This window comes from Agrobacterium sp. rho-8.1 (assembly GCF_033957725.1).
GTDB lineage: Bacteria > Pseudomonadota > Alphaproteobacteria > Rhizobiales > Rhizobiaceae > Agrobacterium.
Map to the genome: position 1 here is coordinate 1,033,716 of NZ_CP192789.1, position 24,585 is coordinate 1,058,300.

General features: G+C 59.6%; 19 protein-coding genes. 6 read left to right on the forward strand and 13 right to left on the reverse strand.

Features of this window, described 5'->3' with window-relative positions:
- Nucleotides 1-340 precede the first annotated feature (340 nt).
- Nucleotides 341-2,110: a sigma 54-interacting transcriptional regulator gene (locus RMR21_RS19710; protein ID WP_498671103.1), complete on the reverse strand. Its 1,770-nt coding sequence runs from the start codon at nucleotides 2,108-2,110 to the stop codon at nucleotides 341-343.
- 324 nt (nucleotides 2,111-2,434) lie between these two features.
- On the opposite strand from RMR21_RS19710, the gene RMR21_RS19715 reads away from it, so the two are divergent.
- Together RMR21_RS19715 and RMR21_RS19720 are read left to right on the forward strand one after the other, a co-directional pair.
- Nucleotides 2,435-3,907 (forward strand): benzaldehyde dehydrogenase, encoded by a 1,473-nt coding sequence (locus RMR21_RS19715; RefSeq protein ID WP_498671104.1) that lies wholly within the window; start codon nucleotides 2,435-2,437, stop codon nucleotides 3,905-3,907.
- Between the two features lie 74 nt (nucleotides 3,908-3,981).
- The gene (locus RMR21_RS19720; protein WP_498671105.1) at nucleotides 3,982-5,082 is read left to right on the forward strand and encodes an NAD(P)-dependent alcohol dehydrogenase; all 1,101 of its coding nucleotides are present in this window, start codon (nucleotides 3,982-3,984) and stop codon (nucleotides 5,080-5,082) included.
- Between the two features lie 608 nt (nucleotides 5,083-5,690).
- On the opposite strand, the gene RMR21_RS19725 is transcribed toward RMR21_RS19720, so the two are convergent.
- The 6 genes from RMR21_RS19725 to RMR21_RS19750 all read right to left on the reverse strand — a co-directional run bounded on the left by RMR21_RS19725 (nucleotide 5,691) and on the right by RMR21_RS19750 (nucleotide 12,525).
- The gene (locus RMR21_RS19725) at nucleotides 5,691-7,142 is read right to left on the reverse strand and encodes an aldehyde dehydrogenase (protein WP_498671106.1); all 1,452 of its coding nucleotides are present in this window, start codon (nucleotides 7,140-7,142) and stop codon (nucleotides 5,691-5,693) included.
- Between the two features lie 304 nt (nucleotides 7,143-7,446).
- Entirely contained in the window at nucleotides 7,447-8,415 is a 969-nt protein-coding gene (locus RMR21_RS19730) for a PDR/VanB family oxidoreductase (RefSeq protein WP_498671107.1), read from the reverse strand.
- Between the two features lie 21 nt (nucleotides 8,416-8,436).
- Nucleotides 8,437-9,168 (reverse strand): GntR family transcriptional regulator, encoded by a 732-nt coding sequence (locus tag RMR21_RS19735; RefSeq protein WP_498671108.1) that lies wholly within the window; start codon nucleotides 9,166-9,168, stop codon nucleotides 8,437-8,439.
- A 4-nt stretch (nucleotides 9,169-9,172) separates the two neighbouring features.
- Nucleotides 9,173-10,219, reverse strand: a complete 1,047-nt coding sequence (locus tag RMR21_RS19740) for an aromatic ring-hydroxylating dioxygenase subunit alpha (RefSeq protein ID WP_498671109.1) — start codon at nucleotides 10,217-10,219, stop codon at nucleotides 9,173-9,175.
- A gap of 162 nt (nucleotides 10,220-10,381) precedes the next feature.
- Complete coding sequence (locus tag RMR21_RS19745; RefSeq protein WP_498671110.1) at nucleotides 10,382-11,308, reverse strand: 3-hydroxyacyl-CoA dehydrogenase NAD-binding domain-containing protein; 927 nt, start codon at nucleotides 11,306-11,308, stop codon at nucleotides 10,382-10,384.
- A complete protein-coding gene (locus tag RMR21_RS19750; protein ID WP_498671111.1) occupies nucleotides 11,305-12,525 on the reverse strand; it encodes an MFS transporter in 1,221 nt (406 codons plus the stop codon). The genes RMR21_RS19745 and RMR21_RS19750 overlap by 4 nt, the downstream gene beginning before the upstream one ends.
- A gap of 197 nt (nucleotides 12,526-12,722) precedes the next feature.
- Between RMR21_RS19750 and RMR21_RS19755 the strand changes: the two genes are divergently transcribed.
- Nucleotides 12,723-13,400, forward strand: coding sequence for a TetR/AcrR family transcriptional regulator (locus RMR21_RS19755; protein ID WP_498671112.1), 678 nt, complete (start codon nucleotides 12,723-12,725; stop codon nucleotides 13,398-13,400).
- A gap of 45 nt (nucleotides 13,401-13,445) precedes the next feature.
- Here RMR21_RS19755 and RMR21_RS19760 read toward each other — a convergent pair whose 3' ends face one another.
- The 3 genes from RMR21_RS19760 to kce all read right to left on the reverse strand — a co-directional run bounded on the left by RMR21_RS19760 (nucleotide 13,446) and on the right by kce (nucleotide 16,469).
- Nucleotides 13,446-14,219, reverse strand: a complete 774-nt coding sequence (locus RMR21_RS19760) for an SDR family oxidoreductase (RefSeq protein WP_498671113.1) — start codon at nucleotides 14,217-14,219, stop codon at nucleotides 13,446-13,448.
- Between the two features lie 118 nt (nucleotides 14,220-14,337).
- On the reverse strand, nucleotides 14,338-15,459 hold the full coding sequence (locus RMR21_RS19765; RefSeq protein ID WP_498671114.1) for an alcohol dehydrogenase catalytic domain-containing protein: 1,122 nt from the start codon (nucleotides 15,457-15,459) through the stop codon (nucleotides 14,338-14,340).
- An 80-nt stretch (nucleotides 15,460-15,539) separates the two neighbouring features.
- Nucleotides 15,540-16,469: a 3,5-dioxohexanoate:acetyl-CoA acetone transferase gene (gene kce, locus RMR21_RS19770; RefSeq protein WP_498671843.1), complete on the reverse strand. Its 930-nt coding sequence runs from the start codon at nucleotides 16,467-16,469 to the stop codon at nucleotides 15,540-15,542.
- Between the two features lie 395 nt (nucleotides 16,470-16,864).
- Here kce and RMR21_RS19775 point away from each other — a divergent pair, with 395 nt between their 5' ends.
- The 3 genes from RMR21_RS19775 (at nucleotide 16,865) to RMR21_RS19785 (ending at nucleotide 21,242) form a co-directional block, all read left to right on the forward strand.
- On the forward strand, nucleotides 16,865-18,625 hold the full coding sequence (locus RMR21_RS19775; RefSeq protein WP_498671115.1) for an acyl-CoA dehydrogenase family protein: 1,761 nt from the start codon (nucleotides 16,865-16,867) through the stop codon (nucleotides 18,623-18,625).
- Nucleotides 18,626-19,261: 636 nt separating this feature from the next.
- Nucleotides 19,262-20,191: an alpha/beta fold hydrolase gene (locus tag RMR21_RS19780; protein ID WP_498671116.1), complete on the forward strand. Its 930-nt coding sequence runs from the start codon at nucleotides 19,262-19,264 to the stop codon at nucleotides 20,189-20,191.
- A gap of 160 nt (nucleotides 20,192-20,351) precedes the next feature.
- Nucleotides 20,352-21,242 (forward strand): SphA family protein, encoded by an 891-nt coding sequence (locus tag RMR21_RS19785; protein WP_498671117.1) that lies wholly within the window; start codon nucleotides 20,352-20,354, stop codon nucleotides 21,240-21,242.
- Nucleotides 21,243-21,584: 342 nt separating this feature from the next.
- On the opposite strand, the gene RMR21_RS19790 is transcribed toward RMR21_RS19785, so the two are convergent.
- From RMR21_RS19790 to RMR21_RS19800, 3 genes are read right to left on the reverse strand one after another with little or no spacing between them, the layout of a single operon-like run.
- Nucleotides 21,585-22,580 carry an ABC transporter ATP-binding protein gene (locus RMR21_RS19790; protein ID WP_498671118.1) on the reverse strand — a complete coding sequence of 332 codons (996 nt, stop codon included), beginning with the start codon at nucleotides 22,578-22,580 and terminating at the stop codon, nucleotides 21,585-21,587.
- Nucleotides 22,577-23,602: an ABC transporter ATP-binding protein gene (locus RMR21_RS19795; protein ID WP_498671119.1), complete on the reverse strand. Its 1,026-nt coding sequence runs from the start codon at nucleotides 23,600-23,602 to the stop codon at nucleotides 22,577-22,579. Before RMR21_RS19795 ends, RMR21_RS19790 begins: the two co-directional genes overlap by 4 nt.
- Nucleotides 23,603-23,606: 4 nt before the next feature.
- Nucleotides 23,607-24,578: an ABC transporter permease gene (locus RMR21_RS19800; RefSeq protein ID WP_498671120.1), complete on the reverse strand. Its 972-nt coding sequence runs from the start codon at nucleotides 24,576-24,578 to the stop codon at nucleotides 23,607-23,609.
- Nucleotides 24,579-24,585: the final 7 nt, after the last annotated feature.

Below are 24,585 nucleotides of genomic sequence, written 5' to 3' on the forward strand. Positions count from 1 at the left end.
TGATTCATCGGAGGATTTTGCAATGACAGTTCCAGCACGAGCCTAACGCGATCCAACTTTGCAGTCGATGAAGTTGCGATTGTCGCAGAGTGTGTCCAGATTCGGCTGCGGGCGCACGATCTCTCAGGAACGTGTACAGCCTGCGGGCGACAGAGCCGAAGACGGCAGACAAAGCCAGTATCTACGTCGCGCCGCCGACTGTCCCCTCTGAGGTCGGCGAGGAAGTTGACAGTTCTAATATGCCGGTTCTGGTGCGATGCTATTTTTGCGGTCGGCCCATTTGTATCGAACAGTTCGACGAAGATGGATTGGCTCGCTTTGGCCGCCGTGAAGAGCTCGGTCAATCCAATTGCCCGAGTTTCCTAAGCCGATATTCGAGTTTGGCGCGTGTTATACCCAGCTGGCGCGCCGCTGCGGAAACGTTTCCGCCTGCAGCGGCCAGCCACGAAACGTAAAGCTCTGCCTCTGCCCGTTTGAGGGCGTCGGGTGTCGTCATCGGATGGCTTGCATCCGCGCGAGGCTCGGACGATTGCGATGCCGCAGAGATCCGTCCGCCTTCTGTCAATTTGAGCGCGGGCGACGGCATCATCTCGAAGCCGGTAAACATGTGCTGCAGGTCGATCAATGAGCCGCTTTCGGAAAGAATGACTCCGCGCTCGACGAGGTTCTGGAGTTCGCGAATATTGCCAGGGAAATCGTAAGCCAGAAGCGCGTCCATAGCGCGGCGGGTGAAACCGGCAGTGTCACGCCGGTGTCGATCTCGGAAGAACTTGAGGAAATGCGCGGCTAGCAGGGGGATATCGTCGCGACGGTCTCGAAGCGGCGGAATGACGATCGGGAACACGCAGAGCCGAAAATACAGGTCCTGTCGGAAGCGTCCGCCCCTGACCTCCGCGGCAAGGTCGACATTCGACGCGGTGACAACCCGGACGTCCACCGGTATCGTCCGTGTGCCGCCGACGCGTTCGATCTTCCGCTCCTGGATAGCACGAAGGACCTTGCCTTGCGCCGAATAGGTCAGAGAAGCAATCTCATCGAGGAACAACGTGCCGCCGTGGGCGCGTTCGAAATATCCGGCGCGCGACTGGATGGCGCCGGTAAAGGCACCTTTTTCAACGCCGAACAGCTCGGACTCGACCAGCGTTTCCGGGATAGCGGCGCAATTGATCGGCACGAAGGGCTTGTCCTGGCGCGGGCTGAGTCTATGCAACTCGTTCGAGAAAAGCTCCTTGCCCACGCCGGATTCGCCGATGAAGAGCACCGTTGCGTCTGTGTCTGCGACCTTTTCCAGCATCAGCCTAGTTCGCAGGAAGCTTGCCGAAACGCCGACGACTTGGCCATCCGGTACGTTGGGTGATTTTGCCGCCGATGTCGGCACCCGCCGGTTTACCGATACGGGGCGGCGGCCGGTCCAGTCGAGGCCCAGATACTGGCGTTCGGGGGCGCCGTCACCCCAGGCATCGGCATGTTGACCGACGACGAAGCAGCGCGGTGCGCCCATGGCTGCGCATTCGATTTCGCGGAACACCACCGGCTTGCCGAAGAGCGTGCTGGTATAGCCTGAGGGATAGCCGATCTGCATCCAGCAGACGGGCTCGCTGGCGATACCATAGCTTGAAAGATGTTCGGCGGCCTCAGAGGAATCGTCCCAGTAGAATTCGCCAAAATAGGTGCCTTTGCGGAGATCAAACTGAAACTGCTTGGTCGTTACCTTGACGAAGCCTTCAAGCGTATGGACGCGGGGACCGGCGGCGAGTGCATGGGTTAAATCTTCCTGCGCGAAACGCTTTTGGATCAGCTCCGCATCCCGAACGCCCTGCATATAGCCGACACGCATGAACAGACCCTTGGCTGTCTCCACCCCGAAGGCATCGATGATCTCCTGCCGAAGCCGGCCGAGAACGAGCGACTGGATCAGGAGCATGCGCTGGTCGTTGAGCCAGATGCGGCCGTCGCCGAGCGCAAAATTCAGGGCTTCGGCTAGGTCTGCGAGAGTTGGGGTAGCCCCCATGTCGAGTTCGCTAAAGGCGCCGCGCGTCAAAATCCCGCCTGTCTTGCGGGAGGCTTCAGCAAGAGAGATCAGGTGATCGGGCGCTTGTCGGTCTTTCATGATCACATCGACATTTTTATGAATTTAATGAAGCGTATTTCATTATTTTATGAAGCGCAAGGAGTTGTACGGTGTCCGGATCGAACGCGCGTGCATTGGACAAAATCTCAAATATTTTCAATTTCTTATGAGGATGCACCACGGTTCATCCCTGTGGTTTGGGGATCTGGCATAGGCTTTGCAGGACAAGGAAAAGCCGCTGGAGGAAGCGGCAGGAGGCTTTAAACCAAGGTATGCGACCGTCTGTCCAAGAGAAAGTCAATCTCGTGACGGCGGAGCCATGCCTTTGCTTTCGAGTACTGTGCGATTGTGAGGAGGAACACGATGAACATCGAAAACCAGAATTTTCTCGATAGCGAGCGCTGGCAGGGTCGCGCCCTGTTTGGCGACTGGCAGACGACTGCGGCTGGGGTTATGGATGTGAAAGATCCGGCGACCGGTGCGGTCATTGCCTCAGTCGGTGTTGGCGGGCCGTCCGACATCGCCCGTGCCGCTGCCGAAGCGCGCGCGGCCCAGAAGGCCTGGGCGAAGACCCTGCCCACCGAGCGGGCGCGCATCCTGTCCAAGGCCGCCGACCTTCTCGAAGAGAACCGTTCGGAGCTGATCCCCTGGATCATGCGGGAATCCGGCTCGATCTATCCGAAGGCAGGCATCGAGATCGGGGATGGTGCGCTCTTCATTCGGCATGCGGCGAATCTGGCGACCCAGCCGATGGGCCTGTTGATCCCGTCGATCGATGAGCGAACCAGCTATGCCAAGCGCGTGCCGCACGGCGTCGTCGGCGTGATCTCGCCATTTAATTTCCCTCTCGTGCTGTCGGTCCGCTCGATCGCGGCGGCCCTGGCCTTCGGTAATGCAGTGGTTCACAAGCCTGATCCGCGCACGCCGATCTCGGGTGGCATCATCATTGCTCGGATTTTCGAGGAAGCAGGCTTGCCCAAAGGCGTGCTCCAGGTCGTTCCCGGCGGTGCCGATGCCGGCGAGGCGATGTGCATCGATCCCAATATTGCGATGATCTCGTTTACGGGCTCGGCGCGAGGAGGCTCCAAGGTTGCGGAGATCGCGGGTAAGCATTTCAAGAAGGTCCAGCTCGAGCTCGGCGGCAAGAATTCGCTCATCGTTCTCGACGACGCCGATCTTGATATCGCCGCATCGAACTCGGCCTGGGGTGCCTTTCTGCATCAGGGCCAGATCTGCATGGCGACCGGCCTCATTCTGGCCGATGAGACCATCGTCGAAGCCTTGACGGAGAAGCTCGTCGCCAAGGCATCCGATATGCCAGCGGGCGACCCCTCCAGCCATCAGGTGGCGCTCGGCCCCGTCATCTCGGATGAGCAGGTGGCGGCCATACAGGCGATCGTCGACGACGCCGTCGCCAAGGGCGCCCGTCTTCTGGCAGGCGGCACACATGAAGGCCGATATTATGCAGCGACGGTGTTGGCGAATGTCCGGCCAGGCATGCGTGCCTTCGAGGAGGAAATCTTCGGACCTGTCGCCTGCATCGCAAGCTTCAAGACGGATGCGGAAGCCATCGCCTTGACCAATGACAGCGACTACGGGCTCGCCGCAGGCGTCATCTCGGCCGACACGGCCCGCGCGCTGAGGATCGCGGAGGAGCTCGATGTCGGCATGGTCCATGTCAACGACCAGACGGTCAATGGCGGCCCTTTCGCGCCGTTTGGCGGTCCGCGCAAATCCGGGAACGGCAGCCGCATCGGCGGCCCGGCCGACGTGGAGGAGTTTACCACCTGGAAGTGGATCTCGGTCAAGCACGTTGCCACGCCCTATCCCTATTGACGCCTCCCAGCAGCAGGATGCGGGCCATGCGCGCCCGCATCCCGCGCCAGCCGCACCCCTTCCGGAGACCTGCCATGCAGATTACAGCCGCCGTCGCCCGCGCTCAGGGCGCTCAACTCAGCTTGGAAATTATCGACATCGAAGAACCGAGAGACAATGAAATCCTGGTCAAGGTCGTTGCGACCGGCGTTTGCCATACCGACATCGTCGTGCGCGACGGCATGATGCCGACACCGTTGCCCGTCGTGCTCGGTCACGAAGGGGCGGGCGTGGTCGAAAAGGTCGGACGCGCCGTCTCAAAGGTGAAAGCCGGCGACCGGGTGGTGATGACGTTCAACTCCTGTGGCCACTGCCCGACGTGCCAGGACCACCATGCGAGCTATTGCCACGAGTTCTTTCCACGCAATTTCTTCGCCGCGCGGACGGATGGTTCGAGCGCGTTGTCCGTTGGCGACGAGCGCATCAATGGCAATTTCTTCGGACAATCCTCCTTCGCCACCCATGCCATCTGCCATGAAGTGAACGTCGTGAAGGTGCCGGAGACGGCGCCGCTCGAACTGCTCGGGCCGCTTGCCTGTGGTATCCAGACAGGGGCGGGTGCCGTGATGAACGCGCTCAAGGTCTCGGCCGGAAAGTCATTTGCCGTGTTCGGCTCGGGTTCGGTCGGGCTTTCAGCCATCATGGCGGCCAATGCCGTCGGCGCGACGACGATTATCGCGGTCGACATGAACGATGAGCGGCTGGCCGTGGCGCGCGAACTCGGCGCCACGCATGTGATCAATCCCGGCAAAGTCGATGCGACGACGGAAATTCTGGCGATCACCGGATATGGTCTTCATTTCGCGCTCGACACGACAGGGATTTCCAGCGTCATTCGCGGCGCGGTGATGGCACTGGCGCCCATGGGCACCTGTGGCATTCTCGGTGCGTCCGCCATGAGAAGCGAAATCCATCTCGACGAGGTCCATTTCATGAGCGGCGGCCGTCGGCTCATGGGCATCGTCGAGGGTGAATCCAATCCGGATACCTTCATTCCCGTTCTGGTCGAGCTCTATGCCCAGGGCCGTTTCCCCTTCGACAGGCTGGTAACGTTTTACGACTTCGCTGACATCAACGAGGCGATCAACGATTCCGAGAGCGGGCGGACCGTCAAGGCCATCGTGAGGATGCAATAGCCGGGGAGGCGCCCACCCGACATAATGCCACGCCACAGGATATGGATTTGCAATGTCAGGGTGGTCCGGGACGATATCGACAGCAAACATGACAAGGACGGGCTGTCGGGCTCGTATTAAAGATAAATAGGGATCCTTTCAGGCAACGCGGCGAAAAAGGCCGTTGTCGATCTCCTGTCGATACGCGACGCCATGTATCACGCACTCAGCGGTGAGGGATTCGATGGTAGGAAGGCCGCGGTGTGTAAGTTCGTGAACAAAAAGCGTGCTGAAAGAGCGCTGGAAAGCGCGATAACGGAGATAGCCAAGGCTTTCCCAACAAACAATCCGCCAGCTTTGAGCGCGACGAATAATGTCACCCGCCACGCCGCCCAAACGTCTGCCGGACAGGCCACGGCCCGATGCCCAACATCTCCAGCAATACCGCACTCGCCAAGAACAGCTTGGAAGAGGTGTGAGCCGACCGCAAGTTTCTAGCATAAGCCAAATCGACCGGGGCCGATGGGGCCCGGTCGATTGCTGACTGAAGTTAGCCTCAAACGTCACCCTCGAGAGGCCTGACCTGTTAAGGCAACGCCACCCTCTCAATGGGTAAGGCCGGGAAAATCCTAGAAAGGATAGTGCTGGTTCGGATCCTCGATCGTGATCCAGCGCAGTTCCGTGAACTCGGCGATCGCGGATTTGCCGCCGAAGCGGCCGTAGCCACTGCCTTTCACGCCGCCAAAGGGCATCTGGGCCTCGTCGAAGACGGTCGGGCCGTTGATGTGGCAGATGCCGGATTCGATACGGCCAGCAACCGAAAGGGCGCGCTTGATATCGCGGCTGAACACAGCGCTCGACAGTCCGTATTCTGTATCGTTGGCGATACGGATGGCTTCATCCTCGCTTGACACCCGGATGACTGGCTTCACGGGACCAAAACTTTCCTCGGAATAAAGGCGCATGTCGGGCGTAACGCCGTCGAGCAGCGTCGCCTCCACGACGCTTCCCTGGCGCTTGCCGCCGGCCACGAGTTTAGCACCCTTGGATATGGCGTCGGCGGTCAGCGCGTCCATCTTGGCGGCCGCCTCCGTGCTGATCATCGATCCCAGAACCACATGGCCGCGCGGATCGCCTGCTGGGAGGCTTCTCGCCTTTGCCGCGAGCTTAGCGACGAACTCATCTGCCACCGCCTCATGCACGATGAGGCGTTCGGTCGACATGCAGATCTGCCCCATATTGGCGAAAGCGCCAAAGGCGGCAGCATTGACGGCACCGTCGATATCGGCGTCGTCGAGCACGATCAGCGGTGCCTTGCCGCCGAGCTCCAAGAGAGCCGGTTTCAGATGCCGTCCGCACAGTTCGGCGATGATCCTGCCGACCTTGGTCGAACCGGTAAAATTAACCCGGCGGACCCTCTCGTCGGCGATCAGATGTTCGACGATCCCAGGCGCGTCTTCCGGCGCGTTGGTGATCACGTTGATGACCCCCGCCGGCAGTCCGGCATCGACCAAGCACTGAGCGATCAGACGATGCGTGCCCGGGCACTGCTCGGAGGCTTTAAGGATGACGGTGTTGCCGCAAGCCAGCGGCATGGCGATAGCCCGTGTGCCCAAGATGACCGGCGCGTTCCAGGGTGCGATGCCGAGACATACTCCGGCCGCCTGCCGCATGCCCATGGACAGGGAGCCCGGCTTGTCGGAGGGAATGACCTCGCCGGAAATCTGCGTCGTCATGGCCGCGGCTTCCCGCAGGATGCTTGCGGCGAACATCACGTTGAAGGCACCCCAAGTGCCGGTCGCGCCCGTCTCCGCAGTCACCAGTTCGGAAAATTCCTCGACCTTGGACGCCATGACATCTGCGGCCTTCAGGAGGATCTTGCGCCGTTCGCCGGGGCCCGTCTTCGACCAGGCAGGAAATGCGGCGGCCGCTGCGTCGATCGCATCACGGGCATCGCCGACGCTCGCCGCTGCGGCCGTCGTCGCGACATCACCGGTATACGGATTGATCCGGTCGTAGGTACGCCCGCTTTCGGCGGCCCGTTCGGAGCCGTTGATCAGCAGGGGGATGGTCGTCGTCATGGGCGTCTTCTCCGTCGATTAATAAGGTGGTTTCGGTTAGGTGAGCTCGGGAAGGGTTCGACAGACAGCGTCGGTTAATGGTGCAAATTCACCTCGCTGTCACATGCGAGCCAAAGTGATGGTGTCCGAATATGTCCGTCGGCTGAATGGGTTATCGCTCAACGTCCGGAAACGCCCTTGTGCCGCTCCCTCGGCAACGCTGAGCGTTTAAGTCAAGACGATGTCGTTGGGCGCGTCCTCACATTGAAGACGTCCAAGCCTCATGCGTGGCGGCGCCTCCCTCATCGCCGCGCTGATCTCGTGTCTAGGCTCGATATCCGATATCGATTACGGCACGGCCCCCGGTAAATCGAGAGACGCAGGCGCACATATGTTCGTTGCTGTTCTTTTCCGCCTCGTTGAAGAAAACGTCGCGGTGATCGACGTCGCTATCTGCTTCAACGATGCGGACAGCACAGAGACCGCATTCGCCCCGCTGGCAATCGTAGATCATATCAACCCCCGCACCGATCAGCGCATCCAGCAGCGACTGGTCGGGCCGGACCGTCGTTTGTATGCCGCGATTGAGCACGGACACCTCGAAGGCGGTCTCTGTGAATTTTCCATTGTCGCCGAACACCTCATAGCGCAGGCGGCTGACGGGGCGGCCGCTTTCGAGCCAGACCCTCTTGACCGCCTGGAGCAGTCCGAGCGGACCGCAAACATAGGCTTCTCCACTCTCTGGCAGGGCGTCGATTTCCCTGGCGAGTTCCAAATTCCGGCCTTCGTCTGCTGGAAAGACCTCGAGCCTGTCGGCCAGCAGGTCGGCGAGTTCATCGATGAAAGGCATGACGCTACGCGTGGCACCGCCATAGATCATGCGCAGATCCTGACCGGCTGTCGCAAGCGTGCGTGCCATACCGTAGATGGGGGTAACGCCGATGCCGCCGGCAATCAGAAGATAGCGACTGGCGCGCCAGGACAGCTCGAAGCGGTTTTCCGGCGCCGTCACATCGACCGCATCGCCTGGTTTGAGCGACGCGATGAAACGCGATCCGCCGCGGCTGTTGGGATGCCGCTTGGCCGCAATCGCCAGACAGCCAGGCGGCGCCGGCAGACATGTATAGGTGCGGATGGCGCGGACGCCGTTAATGAGAACCGCGATATTGGTGTGCGAGCCCGGATCGAACGGGGGAAGCGTGCCCTGCACGTCAAATTCCACCCGATGAACTCCCTCGGCGATTTCCGCAGTCGAGCGGACGCTCGCCTGCCGCCATTCCATGTTCATGCGCATCGTTTCTCCTCCCAGAGTTTTTTACGCGACAACCAGCGCGAGGCCCGGCACTTTCGGTATCAGACTGCGATCCTCGCGCATGATGAATTCGAGATTTCTACGCGCCAGCCGCGCGTGTTCGCGACCCAGGAATTCGGCACGCGCGCCCTCCCGGCCCTCTAGCGCATTCACCATGTCGCGATGTTGTGTCTGCGCGAAAACCAGCGACTGGCGGAAAGCTGGAACGTCCTCCTGCTTTTCCAGAAAGGCGCTGGGCGAGGCGAAGGGCAGCTGCACGACCCGTTCCAGCTCCCGCCGCATGGTCTCGCTGCCTGGCAGCAGGGCCAGCGCCGCGTGGAACTCCGCATTCAGCTCGACATACCGCTCGAAATGCATGTTCTCGAGACGGTCGGTAAAGGCGTCGTCGAGTGCGCGGACCAGCGACCGGAGATGCCCAAGCCGCGCTGCGGGCACACCGCGTTCCGCCGCCAGCCGGAGCGCCGTTCCCTCCATAAGCCCGCGCAGTTCGATGGCATCGAAGACATCCTCCGTGGTGAAGCTGCGGATGGCGTAACCGCCCGAAGGGATCAGCTCCAACAACCCCTCCTGCTCCAGTCGCGAAAGTGCGGCTCTGAGCGGTGTACGAGAAACGCCGAGCATCTCGGAAAGGGCCACTTCGGAAAGGCGCTCACCCGCAGCCATGCTGCCGCCGAGAACGATGTCGCGCACACCAAGCAGGGCTTTTAGCGTTTGCGTGTCCCGCTTTGCCTCCATGTCTCTACTCCGCAGCCAGCCGGACGGCCTGTTCACCATCGATCATGCGTTCGGTCAATTTGCGCGCCCACATCGATCCGGCATCGATATTGAGATTGTAGAAGACATGGTCTGGATTTGCCTCGATGGCCTTTTGCTGGGCTTCGAGAATGTCCTCATCCTCGCGGAAGACACCTGCGACAGCCTCGCGAAGCTTGTGCGTCCAAGCCTGGTTGCCGATGTCCCAGTTGCGTGCGAAAGCCCAGAAATAATGACAGGTCGAATCCGTCTCGGGGGTCATCGTGTTGAGCACGAAACCGTTGACGCCCTGGCTCCTGTCGCCCTGCGGCGCACCCGTGCCGGCAACCGCGACGCCGACGTCGATGGCTACGGTCGAGGGCGCCTGGAAGTGGATGATCTGCCAGCGATCGACCTTGCCAGGCTTGCGCAGTTGATCGGACCAGAAGGGCGGCGGATCAATCCCCTCCATCCAGCGCGTCACTGTCGCAGTCGTTTCGGAATGCGTAACCGTGAAGGGGGCTTCCGCGACGGCGCGGTTGCCGATCGAGGAGCCGTGCACGAATGTCTCATGAGTGAGATCCATGAGATTGTCGACAACGAGCCTGTAGTCGCATTTCACGCGAATGACCTTACCGTCGCTGGCCCATTCCGGATCGTCGTTCCAGTGCAGGTCGGGGATTTTGGCCGGATCGGCGAGAGCCGGGTCTCCCATCCATATCCACAGGAAGCGATGACGCTCCTCCAACGGGTAGCTCTTAACGCAGGCTGAAGGATTGATGGTTTCCTGCGACGGCATGTAGACGCAGCGGCCTGTCTCGTCGAACTCAAGCCCGTGATACCCGCAGATGACATTGTCGCCATGCAACTCTCCCTTGGAGAGCGGCAGCAGCCTGTGCCAACAGGTGTCGGCCAGCGCGGCCGCCTTGCCGTTTTGCTTGCGAAACAGGACGACGGGCGTGCCGCAGATAGTTCGAGGAAACAGAGCCCGCTTCACCTCCACGTCATAGGCGGCAGCGTACCAGGCGTTAACAGGAAAAGTCTGGGTTTTCATCGCATCACTCCTCCAAGTGCTCAATAATGCATACCACTCGTATACAAAAAATGTCAAATACTTAGTTTTAAGCCGGAAATTATAGCAATACTTTCATTTCTGTACACAATCTGGTGGTCTTAGCATTTCTTTTGGAGACAACGGTGAGGAAGGATACGCTGACTAGCGATCCAGTTTCCAGCGATCAAGCATGCGCAAAAGCTCGATCCGCCGCTCTTGCCACACGGTGTCGGGTGTTTCCGCGAGAATCCCCTCTATTCCCGCTTCGATCTTGTCTTGCAGGTCCGCATTCAAGAGGGGCGCGCCGAGATCAGCCCACATTGCGCGCAGCGCGCCGCCAAGATTGGCGAAAGCTGCCGCTGCCCCGCCTGGTCCGCCGGCCAGGTGCTGGCTAATGAAGGGACCGGTTGCGGCCCATCGTTGCCCGGGGCCTTCGGTCAACGCAAGATCAATGTCACCTGCCGAGGCGACGCCTTGTTCGAGCAGAAAGAACGCCTCGCGCATGAGCGCTGCCTGAAGGCGATTGGCAATGTGGCCGGACACCTCACGACGCACGTGGATGGGGACTTTCCCAATCGCTGAGTAAAAGCCCATCGCGGCGACAATGGTGGCCTCCGATGTGCGTTCTCCGCCCACGACTTCCACAAGTGCAATCAGCGGTACGGGGATAAAAGGATGCCCCGCTATGATCCGTTCGGGATGTAAAGCCTGGGCCTGAAGGAGGCTCGGCATGATGCTCGATGTGCTGGATGCGATCACGGCTTGCGGCGGCGCGGCAGCCTCGATGGCACCAATGACCTCATGTTTCACATCAAGATTTTCGGGCGAATTCTCCTGGATCCAACCGCAATTCGTCACGGCCTGCTCGATTGTCGGAACGAAGGTCAGTCGGTTGATCGCGGCGCCGATACCGGCCTCGTCAAGTCCCAGCAGCCGGAGGTCGCGCGCGACGGATAGGTTGAGACGCTCTTCTGCGCCCGGAGCCGGGTCGGCACAAGTGACGCTCAAGCCGCGCGCCAGAAGATGGGTTGCCCATCCGGCACCGATATTGCCGCAGCCGACGACGGCAATCTTTTCCGGCACGGTCATTTCGCCTTCTCCTGAAACGAAGGGAGCGTCAGCAGCGAGACTGCGGCGACCACGAGGATTGCACATGAAAACCAGAGCGCGGGGTCGTAGGAATTCGCCATAGCCTGAAGCCGGGAGATCACAAGCGGGCTAAGGCCAAGGCCAAACGCGAAGATCCCGTATAATATGCCATAAATCCGGCCATAGACGGCGAGGCCGAAGTAACGGGCTGTGAGGTAACCAATCACGTCACCTTCGGCGCCCAGCGCAAGGCCGATGAGGAGGGCGCCAGGCGCGGCGGCGGCCACACCGAACAGCGCGATGATCGCAAGGCCGAGCGCGGCGAGCAACACGGCGCTCGCCGCTATATAGGGGGCAAAGATCCGGTCCATGAGAGCGCCCGCGCCCAGCCGGCCGACAAGCAAGGCAACACCGATCAAGCTCTGGATCCGTGCAGCCGACGAAAGGTCCATGCCGGCGTCGGTGAGCATCGGCACCATATGGAATGTGAAGCCCCCCACGCCCAGAGCCACAAGCAGAAAGGTGAAGGCGAGACGCCAGATGAATGGCGATGACAGGTCTGGCGTCCGGTAGTGCGCATCTGTGGATACCTCGGCCTCCGTCGCGGTGGGGACGGAAGCAGTCGATCGCAGCCGTGGAACGAGAAGCACCAGCGATAGGGTTGCGCAGACCAAAACGAGCCCGGCGACGGCAAGATAGCCTTCCCGCCAGCTATTCTGCGCGATCAGGGAGGCGATGATCGGCGGAGCGATGATGGCCATGACACCGCCGCCAGCCAACGTTGCGCCAAGCGCAAATCCGCGCGCTGCGACAAAGTTCTCGCTGACGATGCGCGTGAAAGAAACCGGTCCGGTCGCCGATCCGACGCCGATCAATAGCAACTGAACCAAAAGGAACAGCGCGAAGCTGCCGCCGATCCTGCTCAACACGAGATAACCCACGATCATCGCGCAAAAGGACACCAGCAAAGGGCGGACCACGCCGAACCGATCGACCAGAGTGCCCACAAAGGGTGAGAGAATGGCCAGCAGCATGCCGCCTGCCAGCGTTACCAGCGACATCTGCTCGCGCGACCAGCCAAAGGTTTGGGTCAAAGGCCCGACAAACAAGCCTTGCGAATAATATGCGATGGACGAAACGCCGCCCGCCAAACCGAGAAAAGCACCAAGTAAAATGGGCCATCGTCTTGATAATTCCTGCCATGCGGTTTCGCGCATCTGTCATCCTCCTCCCCAGGACATCGCCGACAAACAGCCGACGACTTCAGACAATATTCCTCAAAGACATGGAGCGGTCAATCTTTCTTTCTTAAAGAAGAAGTTTTAGTTGGCGTCTGTCGCGGGGTTGATCTTCCATGAGCTTTCAGCGAAGATTCAGTTTCTTTAAAGTGATGAGGTAAGAAGATCTTTTGACGATGCGCAGACGCCAAGCCGACCGACGGCAGGAATCGATGACCCTCATTCTCGACGTTGCGGAGGCAGAGTTCGCATGGAAGGGTTTTGACGGTACGAGCTTGACGAACGTCGCCAAGGCCGCCGGCATCGATACGGCCCTCATGCGCTATTATTTCGGCGACAAGAAAAACCTGTTCGAGGCTGTGTTTCGGCGGCGCGGTCCTTTTTTGAATGAACTGCGGCGCGAGGCCTTTGAAGCCTATGAGGCTGAAGTCGGCGAGGCGATGACACTCGAAGGCGTGATTGATGCGTTCATCCGACCGGGACTTCAGCTCAGCATCACGGACGATGGCTGGCGCAATTACGATGCGGTCGTAGGCTTCGTCAACAGCTCAGGAGGTGAGCTCCGCCGTTTGATGTCGGAGGTCTTCGACGACACCTCGCAGATGCTTCTTAGATATATGCGCCGTGTCCTTCCAGACGCGTCCGAGGAAGAAATTTACTGGAGCTATCACTTCCTCAGTGGCAGCCTGACCTTTTCCCTCAGTCAGACGGGCCGCATCGATGTGATCTCGAACGGATTGGTCTCCTCGCGCGACCTGGGTGCGATCCTCGACCGCCTCCCGATCCTGTTCGGCGCCGGTATCCGGGCGATGTGCGCGCAGCCGCAAAACGCTCCGAAAGTGCCACAGACATAGGAGAGCTTGCGGCAAAGAAGCGATCCCGCTAAGGCCAAAAATTCGCTAGGCCATGTATTGAAGATCATTGTCGATACCGATGGCCTGGCCACTGATCGCCCTGCCTTCTCTTGACGCCAGAAAAACCGCCAGCGCAGCGACCTCCTCGGCAGAGACGAGGCGCTTGATCGAGGTCCCCGCTAGCCCCTTCCGGATGATATCTGCCGGATCGAGTTGCGCGACCGCAGCTTTGGCCGAGACCACGGCCTGAAGTCTGGGGCCATCGACCATTCCCGGCAAAATCGCGTTCGCACGAATATCGTAGGCTCCCAGTTCGGCGGCGATTGTTTTCATAAAGCCGATAATGGCCCATTTCGCCGCTGCGTAGGGACTGCGGTTGGGATAGGCCATCCGTCCTGCCGCCGACGACATGCAGAGGATCGAAGCACAGTCGCTTTTCCTGAGTTCCGCCACGGCGAGGCGAACAAGATTGTACTGTCCTGTGATATTCACGGTCAGGGTTCGGTCCCAGTCTTCAGGAGCAATCTCATCCACGCGGCCGGTGGGGCCTGATATTCCGGCATTGTTCACCAGCGTATCGAGCCCGCCAAGTGCGTCGATGGCTGTAGCGAACATGGTGTCAACTGCGGCACGATCCGTCACGTCACACACAGCGCTTCCAGCAGACGGAAGAACCACCGCGAGCGCCTCAACCGCCTCCGCGCTGGAATCGCAAACGAACACAGCCGCGCCCGATGCGACAAAGGCGCGCGCGATTTCCAGGCCGATGCCGCTCGCCCCCGCTGTCACCAGAACACGAGGGCGTTTTACTGTCGGCATTCCATCTCTCCCAAACGTCATTTATGTCGGACCCGGGCGGTCACGATCTACCCCCTAATAGAGTTCCTCCCGCGATCTGGTCAGAGCAATGACCGCGCGCACTCGACGACCGCCGCAGTCAAAGCCTTCCCGGTTCAACCAGATATTTCGCACCTGTTAACGGCACGCCAAGCCTTGCAATCGCTTCAGGCTCGACCAACGCGGTCAGCGGCACGGCGTCTGTGTAACTGGATGCGAAAACGGTCGTGATTTGCTCGGCAATCTGCTGCCGAAGTCGCGTTCGCTCCAGCGGTCCGATCCGCTCCAAAAAGGGAGTGAGAAGCCAGCCACCGACGGACCACTGCATGCCCCAATCGCGGTCAAGCACGATGGGTCTGCTATCGAGACCGCCATAGATGTAGATCTGCTTGTGGACGCTGGACCCGTAGCGGCTGAAATGCGGCATGTCACGGCGAAAGACCTGATCCATCGCGCTGAGAATCTCACCGGCCAAGCCACCACCACCGACGGCATCAAAGGCGATCGTCGCACGCGTTTCCTCAATGGCATTCGTTAACTGCAGAGCGAAATCGGGTTCATCCGATCTGACAATCCATCGCGCATCGAGAGCCCGCAGAATGTCCGCCTGCGTAGCATTTCGCACGATATTGACCAGCGCTATGCCGTCTCTCGCGCAGAGGCGGTTGAGGATCTGGCCCAGACTCGACGCCGCCGCGGTGTGAACGATCGCGGTGTGTCCCTCGGACCGCATCGTATGGACCATTCCGGAAGCGGTCATCGGGTTGACCCAGGCAGAGGCAGCTTGCTGCGGCGTAACGTCTTCGGGTAGCACGATGCAGTCATCCGCCGTCACTGTGCGATACTGCGCGTACATTCCACCCCCCAAGACAGCAACGGTTAGCCCAAGCATATGGCGCACGGAAGAGCCCGCATCGATAACGATGCCGGCGCCCTCGTTACCGACGGGCAAAGGATGACCGATGCGTGCCGCCATCAGGTCCAGAGCATGCGCCGGCAGGCGCGCGACCAAGACTGCCTTGCCGTCCGCGTCATTTGATCGCTGGAACTCCGATGGCTTCGCGCCGGCCAGCATCAGGCCGATATCCGACGGATTGACGGGGGCGGCATCGACTCGCACGATGACCTGATCGGGTTGAGGCTTGCCGATGGGCGTTTCCACCAGACGCAGCACCACCAGTCCGTCTGCTGTCACTTCAGATACGAGTTTAAGTCCGATCATGATGCCTCACCAATTCCTCCTCCAGCAACCAGACGTCATCTGGTCTTCATGTATCCCCAGCGCAGAGCGCCAAGCGCTCGTCAGAAGGCGACTTCGCTGCTGCCCTTCAGCGCCAGCATTTGCCGTGCCTCGTCGGGTGTTGCGATCTCCCTGCCAGCCTCTTCCAGAATACGACGGATCTTGCGGACTTGCTCTGCATTGGTCTGGGCAAGCTGCCCACGGCCAATCATCAAGCTGTCCTCGAGGCCCACACGAACATTGCCACCCATGGCAGCGCTCATCGTCGCGAAGGGTATCTGATGCTTGCCGGCACCCAGGACAGATAGATGCCAGTCGTTGCCGAACAGCTTGTCCGCGATCGTCACCATATGCGTGAGGTTTTCGTGATCACCGCCCATGCCGCCGAGTATTCCGAAGATGCACTGGATGAAGAAAGGCGGCTTGATAATGCCCTTGTCGGCAAAGTAGGCGAGGTTGTAGAGATGGCTTATGTCGTAGCATTCGTGCTCGAAGCGGGTGCCATAGCCGGAAAGCTCCGTCGCAATGGCTTCGATCTGTGCAAAGCTGTTGCTCATCGCGGTATGCCGGGTGGATTCGAGGAATGGCTGCTCCCAGTCATATCTCCAAGTTCGAGGTTGCTCGGCTGCGACGAAGACCCCGAAATTCATGGTTCCCATGTTGAGGGACGTCAATTCGGGCCGGGCCGCACGCGCCGCGCCAAGTCGTTGATCGAGTGACATACCGACAGCTCCGCCAGTCGTCAGGTTCACGATGGCATCGCACTGTTGCTTTATCCGCGGCAGAAACTGCATGAAGATCGCGGGATCCGCACTCGGCCGTCCGTCTTTCGGATCGCGGGCGTGTAGATGCAGAATGGCGGCTCCCGCCTCGGCAGCCTCGACGGATTGCTGAGCAATCTCGTCCGGCGTAATCGGCAGGTAATCGGACATGGTTGGCGTGTGGACCGAACCGGTCACGGCACATGAAATAATTGCTTTTCTTACTTTGATCATAAACTATCCTCCCAGACACATATCCGAAGCCAAAGCGACGAAGTTCTCGCAGGCGGCCTCCGACCGCCAGCTATGATGCCGGACCGGCGACGACCGACGAAGGCAACGGTACACTCGGTTACCGCGTCCGCCTCCCTTGGGCTTTTTGACGATCACCAGAACCGCGCTCCTCCACGCCCTAACGGTTCGATCTTGCGCCCGAGTCCATTCTGCGTCAATATTTCTTTTCTAGAAAAGCAATAAATGATAAGAGACGGTATCGATTGGTCGCACATGGCGGTGTCGATGGCTCGCAGAGACGAAGAAGCGCCGTGGCATGAGGAGGAGAGTTTGATGAGCCCGATGGACATTTGCGTTTGCGGTCAACCCCTGGCGAAGAACGGGCGGTTTGCATGACCACACGTGCCGAACTACCCGTAGCTGATCTCGCCCCGATCCTCCACACACTGGCCCGTCTGCCGGAATTGCAGCGGTTGCGTGACATCCAAAGCCGCTTCGCAATTGCCGAAGATGCGCTGATCCAAACGATCGTCGAAGAGGCAGATCGCCTCGCCTCGAAGGTCATCGCACCGCTCAATGCTGATGGAGAGCGCAATCCTCCCCATTACCAAGAGGGTCGCGTGCGGACCTCTGACGTGCATAAGGACGCATGGAACCACTATGCGGCTGGCGGCTGGCTGTCGCTCGACATGGACTCGGATTTCGACGGACAGGGCCTCCCGCTCGTGTTGGCGGTCGCCATCCAGGAGGTGTTCGACCGCGCGTCACCCGCCTTCGGCATGCTGCCGGTGCCGATGCGCTCCGCCGCCAGAATGATCTCGATGTTCGGCGATGACGATATCCGCGCACGCTGGCTACCACGTCTCGCTTCCGGCGAAATCGGTGCGACCATCTGTATTTCCGAGGTGGAGGCAGGCTCCGATGTTGCCCGGCTGCGAACGGTCGCAGAGCCAGCGGGCGACCGTTGGCGGATTACCGGCGAAAAACAGTGGATCAGCTTCGGCGACCATGATCTGACGGAGACGATCCTCCATTGCGTTCTTGCATGCGAAGCTGAAGCGGGAGGCTTCTCGCTCTTTCTCGTACCCTGCGGACCGAACGAGGCCGGTAAGACAGTGGTGACGAGACGGCTTGAAGAAAAGCTCGGACTGCATCTTTCGCCCACCTGCGCGCTTGGCTTCGAGGGCGCTCTCGGCGAGCGACTGGGTGCGCCGGGCCGTGGTATGGCCACGATTTTCGGTATGATCACGCGGATGAGGCTTGCGGTGGGCGCCATGGGGCTCGGGATCGCTGTCAGCGCCCTCGACGTGGCCCAAGCCTATGCCGCCGAACGGCGTCAGGGTGGCAAGGCCGCACAGCCGGTGCGGATCGACACGCATCCTGATGTCCAACGCATGCTGAAACGCATAAGTGCGACGGTGATCGCATTCCGGAATTTGCTCTATACGGTCGCGGCACATGCGGAACTCGCCGAGTTCGAGCCCGATAAAGAGGCCGCCGCGACAAGCCAGCAACTGGTGCAATGGCTGTTGCCGGTGATCAAGACGCTCGGCGGCGAAATCGCCTTCGATTGCGCGAGCGAGGCAATCCAGGTTCTCGGCGGCGCTGGCTACACTGCCGACTGGCCTATAGAACAGGCGCTTCGTGACGCGCGGGTTCTGACGATCTTCGAAGGTACGACCGGTATCCAGGCAGCCGATCTGGTGCAACGCGGGATCTGGCGCGGCGGCAGCGCCGGTCTCGGCGTCTTTCTCAAGCTGATCCGCGATGATCTCGGTCATATGGTGCCCGAAGACCGGTATTTGGTCGAGGCTGCGCTCGAGATCCTCAAACAAGCGACGCAGCTCGTGACCCCGCAGGATCGGGGCAGTGAAGCCGCCTCCGTTGCCTATCTCCACCTTGTCGGACATTGCGCGCTTGCCTGGGCGGCGATACGCCAGAAATCCTCAGGCGCTGTGAATGAAGCTGAGAGCAAAGCCCTTGATATCGAGCTGGGTACTCTGCGCGCGAGATGCGAGCTGGAGGCGGCGCGGATCGCCACGTTGACGGAACATTATCGCACTGGAGATCGGCAAACGGAGTCTGCCCAATCCTCAGAGACAGATTCGCAACGGCTGTACGTGCTGAGACCGTTTGGGGATATCATGGTTTGACGCGGCTACCGTCGTCCGGCTAGCGCTTGCAAGGTCATCGTATGCGGCTTTCATGAGCTCCGGCAATGGCGAAAGCACCCCTGTATCCAGCGGAGCCTTTCTTAAAACCCGGGGCAGGAAAGATGTTCTTCTAGCGAGGGAATAAGATCGACATCATCATTCGCTCTTTCAGGATTTCATGTTTCAGAGACGGTTTTCATCATTTCCTGAAATTCATGGACGGCTGGGTCCATCTGCGTCGCGACACGTTTTATCGCGTCCCTGTCGCTCGCCCTTTATCTACTAAATTTATCAGGAGAATCTAATAGAAATAATGATTCTGGCATGCCGTTTGCTTAGCCATAATCATGCCGTTGGAGGACGGACTGGAGGGAAAGCGAGAGTACCATCGTTGCCGGCGTGGAGCCCATCCGCGCCGAACGGCGGAGCGTTGTTTTCTTTAAAGGGAGCGCTGAGGAGGGCGTGAATGGTCCATCGTAATTGTCCCGCGCTAGCTCTCTGCACCGCAGCAGCTCATGGACGCCAACCTCCGGTCAAGGGCAGTGGTGTCGCATTCGGCCTCTCGGATCTTCACCCGTCGCGAACGCGTGCCGGGTCACGATCATCATCAGTTCCGCACATTTTAGGGAGATTTCCATGCATGACCAATACATCGCCGTTGATGGCGTCCGTATCCGCTACCGCGACACGGGGGGGACCGGCACTCCGATCCTCTTGACCCATGGGATCGGCGGCTCGCTGGAAATGTTTCTCAAGCAACTCGAGACACTGGGGGGATCGTTTCGCCTCATTGCATGGGATCTTCCTGGACATGGTCTATCGGATCTCGGCGATCAGCCCTATGAACCCGGTAAATTCAGTGTCGTCGCATGGCGCTTTCTGGATGCGTTGGATATCGACAAGGTCATTCTCGTCGGCAACTCGCTCGGAGGTCTGATCTCGTTAAGGATGGCCGACACGCACCCACTGCGCGTCGGGGGTCTGCTTCTGGCTAGCAGCGCGGGGTTTGCACGGAAGACACCTCTCGCATTCCGGCTCATGACGCTACCGATCCTTGGAGATCTCATGACGCGGCCAAGCCCGATGGCAGTTGCGCAGCAACTCAAAGCGATCTTCCATGATGCTGCTGTCGTTTCCGACGCCATCCGGGCCGTGGTGGCCCGTAACGTGTATAAGCCGGGCGGCGCAAAGGCCTTCGTCAGAACCTTGCGGCTGATGTCTTGGCTTGGCGCTCAACATCCGCAATTGATCCGCAAATCCCGCGCAATCCTCCAGAAACTTAGCCAGCCCATCGTATTCCTTCACGGGCGCGAGGATGCCGTACTGCCCTGTTCGCATTCCATCGAAGCGGTAAAACTCACGAAAAACGGCAAGCTCATCGTTCTGGAATCCTGTGGACACACGCCTCAGTTCGAACGACCCGATGCTTTCAACCAGATCCTGATCGACCTCGTTGAACAAGCCGATAGCCACGTCCAGGCCCGGCTTGATGCATCATCATGCGGCAATGCGGCAGACCGTCCCAACGCGTCTTCAAAACTGGAGACAAACCAGAAGACAGCGTGAGCTCGCCCGGCGGACCTGCGTTTGCAGAATTGCGCGGCAGATCATCCGAACGGACTGAACATGCGCGGTATCAGCCGGCGGGAACAGCTAGCGGATCAAACTTTATCCAAACGGACGACTGGCGGAATTTCAGGTTCGTCAATTCAAGAGGGGAAGCAGCATGAAATTGCGCATTTTAGGTCTGGCAGTTACGCTCCTTGTGGCAGGATCCGCAGCCTATGGGCGTGAGCCCGGAACCCCGACGGCCATGCCGCCCGGCGGAACCGTGGGTGTACCGGTCGGCGCAAATCCGCCGCCCGGGTTGTATTATTCCATGCGGACGGATTTTACATTCGCCGATGTCTACAACGGTGATTCAAAGCTGCCCATCGAAGTGAACGTCAAAGCCAGCGCGCAACAATTCCACTGGGTGCCGGGCGATACAGTTTTCGGCGGGACCTACCGCGCCATGCTGAGTGTTCCGCTGGTAGGGGTCAATCAGCGTGCTTTCGGTATTGAGGGGAACGAGTTCGATGTCGGCGATATCGTCATCTCTCCGCTCAACCTGTCCTGGATGATCGCGCCCGGTGTCTTTGTGCAGACAGGGGTCGGCTTTACCTTCCCGACCGGTAAGTTCAGCGCGGCACCCGGTTCCGTCAACACCGGCTCTAACGCCTTCACGACATCCGCAGACATCGGCCTCAGTTATCTCGCCAATGGCTGGAACCTCTCGGCTCACGCCAATTACTTCGTCCATGCAGAAAACCCGGACACGGATTATCGGTCCGGTGACGAATTTATTCTAAACTGGACAGCCATGAAGGAGGTAAACGGCTTCAGTATCGGGCCAGTAGGCTACTTCCGCCAGCAGGTGACAGACGACCGCAACAATGGTCGCTTCTATGGTGGAACCACGAATGGGAAAGGAAAGGAATTCGGCATCGGCATTGGCTTCACGAAAAAGCTGGGGCCAGTTGAAGTCAACCTCGACTACCTCCATGACTTTGAGGTGAAAAATACCGCTGGTGGAGACCGCTTTCTCGTCAACCTCACCATGCCGATTCCGTTTTAGACTTTTCCCGCAACACCGCGACCATACCTTCAATCAAGAGCGCTTCCGGCAATCACTGGCTCACGGGTAGCGCCCTCGGTTCCAAAACATCATCGATCGTAAGAGCTTTTCATTTCGCCAAATCAATCAGCGCCTGCCTTGTTGAGATTGTTTGCAAATGTGTTGCCGCTATGAACCGGCAGCTTTCGTCAGATTCACTCGAAAACAATCACACCATTGCGGGTCATCTCGGCGCTCGCGTTACAGAGTTGCGCCATTACCCCGTGGGACCGACTACCGTTAGCGCGAGGTCGATTTTGGACGATAGACTTGTTGTTAGGCCGCTCATCCTGCAGGTAAACCTCAGACCAGCGGAAAATGGCATGCGACCGAGCGCTCCGGAGAGATGGCTGCAAGTGTCGGGCGCGTCTGGTGGCAGATGGTCTGTGCCGTAGGACAGCGCGTGGAAAACTTGCAGCCTGCGGGCGGATTGAGCGGGCTTGGGATTTCGCCTGACAGCAGAATCCGACTTCGCTGACCACGATTATGCGGCTGCGGGATCGCCGATAGGAGGGCTTGCGTATAGGGATGGCTCGGCCTTGCGTAAAGCGCGTCAGTCTCCCCTATCTCCACAATCGAGCCGAGATACATGACGGCGATACGGGTGGATACCTGGCGCACCACCGCGAGATCATGGGCAATGAAAACGTAGGTGAGGTCGAGCTGTTCCTGTAGGTCGCTGAAAAGATTGACGATCTGTGCCTGCACCGACACGTCGAGCGCAGAGACCGGTTCGTCCGCAACGATCAGTTTCGGTTCGACCGCCAAGGCGCGGGCGATACCGATGCGCTGACGCTGACCGCCGGAGAATTCGTGCGGGTAGCGATTGAGATAGTCACGGCGAAGGCCGACAAGGTCCATGAGTTCGCCTAGCCTTGCATCGATGGCGCCCCCCTCGCGGATGCGATGGACTTTTAGCACTTCTGCCAGAATGTCACGGACCCGACGGCGAGGGTTAAGTGAGGCGGAAGGGTCTTGAAATATCATCTGCATCTTGCGTCGCACGGGCTTCAATGCCCCCGAACCAGCTTTGGTTATGTCGGAGCCGTCGAATGTCAGCGTGCCTCCGTTGATGTCATAGAGCCGGGTCAGACACCGTCCAAGCGTCGACTTGCCGCTTCCCGACTCTCCCACAAGACCAAGCGTTTCGCCGGTGAAAACGTCGAGACTGATGTTGTCTACCGCATGAAGGATGCGACCGGAGCCCGGCCTGATGGTCTTGCCGATAGTGAATGTTTTGACGATCGATCTGGCTGACATCAGAGGAGCGTCTTCCCGTGAATTTCCAAGGGGTGTCATGCGAATTCCTCCGGTGTCAAGACAGATTGGCGCAGCAGACCGCGTTCTGGCTCTTCCAAGACACAAAGTGCCGCCTGTTCCCCGGAACGTCGAAGCGGCGGCCGTTGCAGACATTGAGGCTGGGCAAAGGCGCAGCGAGGCGCAAAGCCGCAGCCCTCGCCGATTGTTTCCGGTGTCGGGGGCATGCCGGGAATGGATTTGAGGCGATTGAGCCGGGTCCCTGTGAGCGGCGGGATGGAGGCCATCAGGCCCCAACTGTAGGGATGAAGCGGGCTTGCGAACATTGCCTCCGTTTCTCCACGCTCTACGATGCGACCGGCGTACATGACGGCGACGCGGTCGGCGATTTCAGACACGACGCCCATATCGTGGGTAACCAGAATGATAGCGGAACCGAAATCCTTGCGAAGGCGTAAGAGAAGATCGAGGACCTGGGCCTGAACCGTAACATCAAGCGCTGTGGTTGGTTCATCAGCCACAAGCAGCGCCGGATTGCACGATAGCGCCATGGCGATGACGGCGCGCTGGCGCATGCCGCCGGACAACTGATGGGGATAGCGGTCTACGGCCTCACCTGGATTGGACAGGCCGACCTCTCCCAAAAGCTCGATGGCTCGTTTCCTGGCCATGCGTGCGGACACCGGCTCGTGAGCACGGATTTGCTCTGCGATCTGCCAGCCGATTGTGTAGACGGGCGTCAGCGCGGTCATCGGGTCCTGCGAAATAAGGCCGATTTCCTTACCTCTGATGCGCCGCAGGTCGTTGGCGGATAGCTCCAGAATGCGGCGACCCCTGAAGGCGACCATGCCATCGACGCGGGTGGTCTTTCGGTCATGGAGGCCGAGCAGCGACAGGAGTGTCACGGATTTTCCAGAGCCGGACTCGCCGACGATGGACAGGATTTCACCTTCGCGGACATTGAAGGACACATCGCGGACGGCCGAGACCATCCCGCGATCAGTCGCAAACGAAACCGTAAGGCCGTTCACGTCGAGGAGAACAGGTTTTTCCGGATTGGTCATGGCCTCAGGTCTCCCGGACGCGCGGATCGATGAGGACATAGACGACGTCCACGAGTGCATTGGCAAGAACGACGAAGAAGGATGCATACATCACGGTTCCCAGCACCATCGGCAGATCGAGATTAAGCAGCGCCTGATAGGTGAGCCGACCAACGCCATTCAACCCGAATACGACCTCAGTCAACAGCGCCGAACCTCCAACCAGAACGCCGAAATCAAGCCCGAACATGGTCACGAACGGAATGAGTGACGTGCGAAGCGCATGGCGCAGCATAACGCGGGCAGGGGTCAGCCCCTTGGCGCGGGCAGTGCGGATGAAGTCTTCCTGATAGGCCTCGACCAGGTTAGCCCGTAGGACGCGGCCATAAATGCCGATGTAAAGGGCGGCCAGCGTGAACCAGGGAATGATGAGCGTCTTGAACCAGCCGACAGGGTCCGTCATCAAGGGCTTGTAGCCCAGCGCTGGAACCCATGAGAAAAAAACGGTGTCGTGAAAGCGGCTTTGCGTGATGAGGTTCATCACTTCGCCCAGCCAGTAGACCGGCATGGACACGCCGATCAACGACAGCGCCATCAGCCCGCGGTCGAGCAGCGTATCGCGCGCCAAAGCAGCGACGACACCGACGAAAATGCCACCGATTACCCACAGAATGGCAGCACCCGCCACCAGCGACAGCGTCACGGGAGCGGCTGAAGCAACCGCCGGTACGACGCGCATTCCGCGATTGACGAAGGAGGTCAGATCCTGCGTTACGAACAGGCGCTTCATCATGATCACATATTGGACGGGCAACGAGCGATCAAAGCCGAAGTCTTTGCGGATGGACTCCACTGTTTCTGGCGAGGCGTTGCGCCCTGCAAGGCGTGCAGCCGGATCGGAACCTGGCGTCGCAAAGAAGATCAAGAAGACAAGTGCAGAAATACCAATCATGACAAACAGCATCTGGGCGACGCGCTGGATGACAGCAAGGATCATGGGCGTC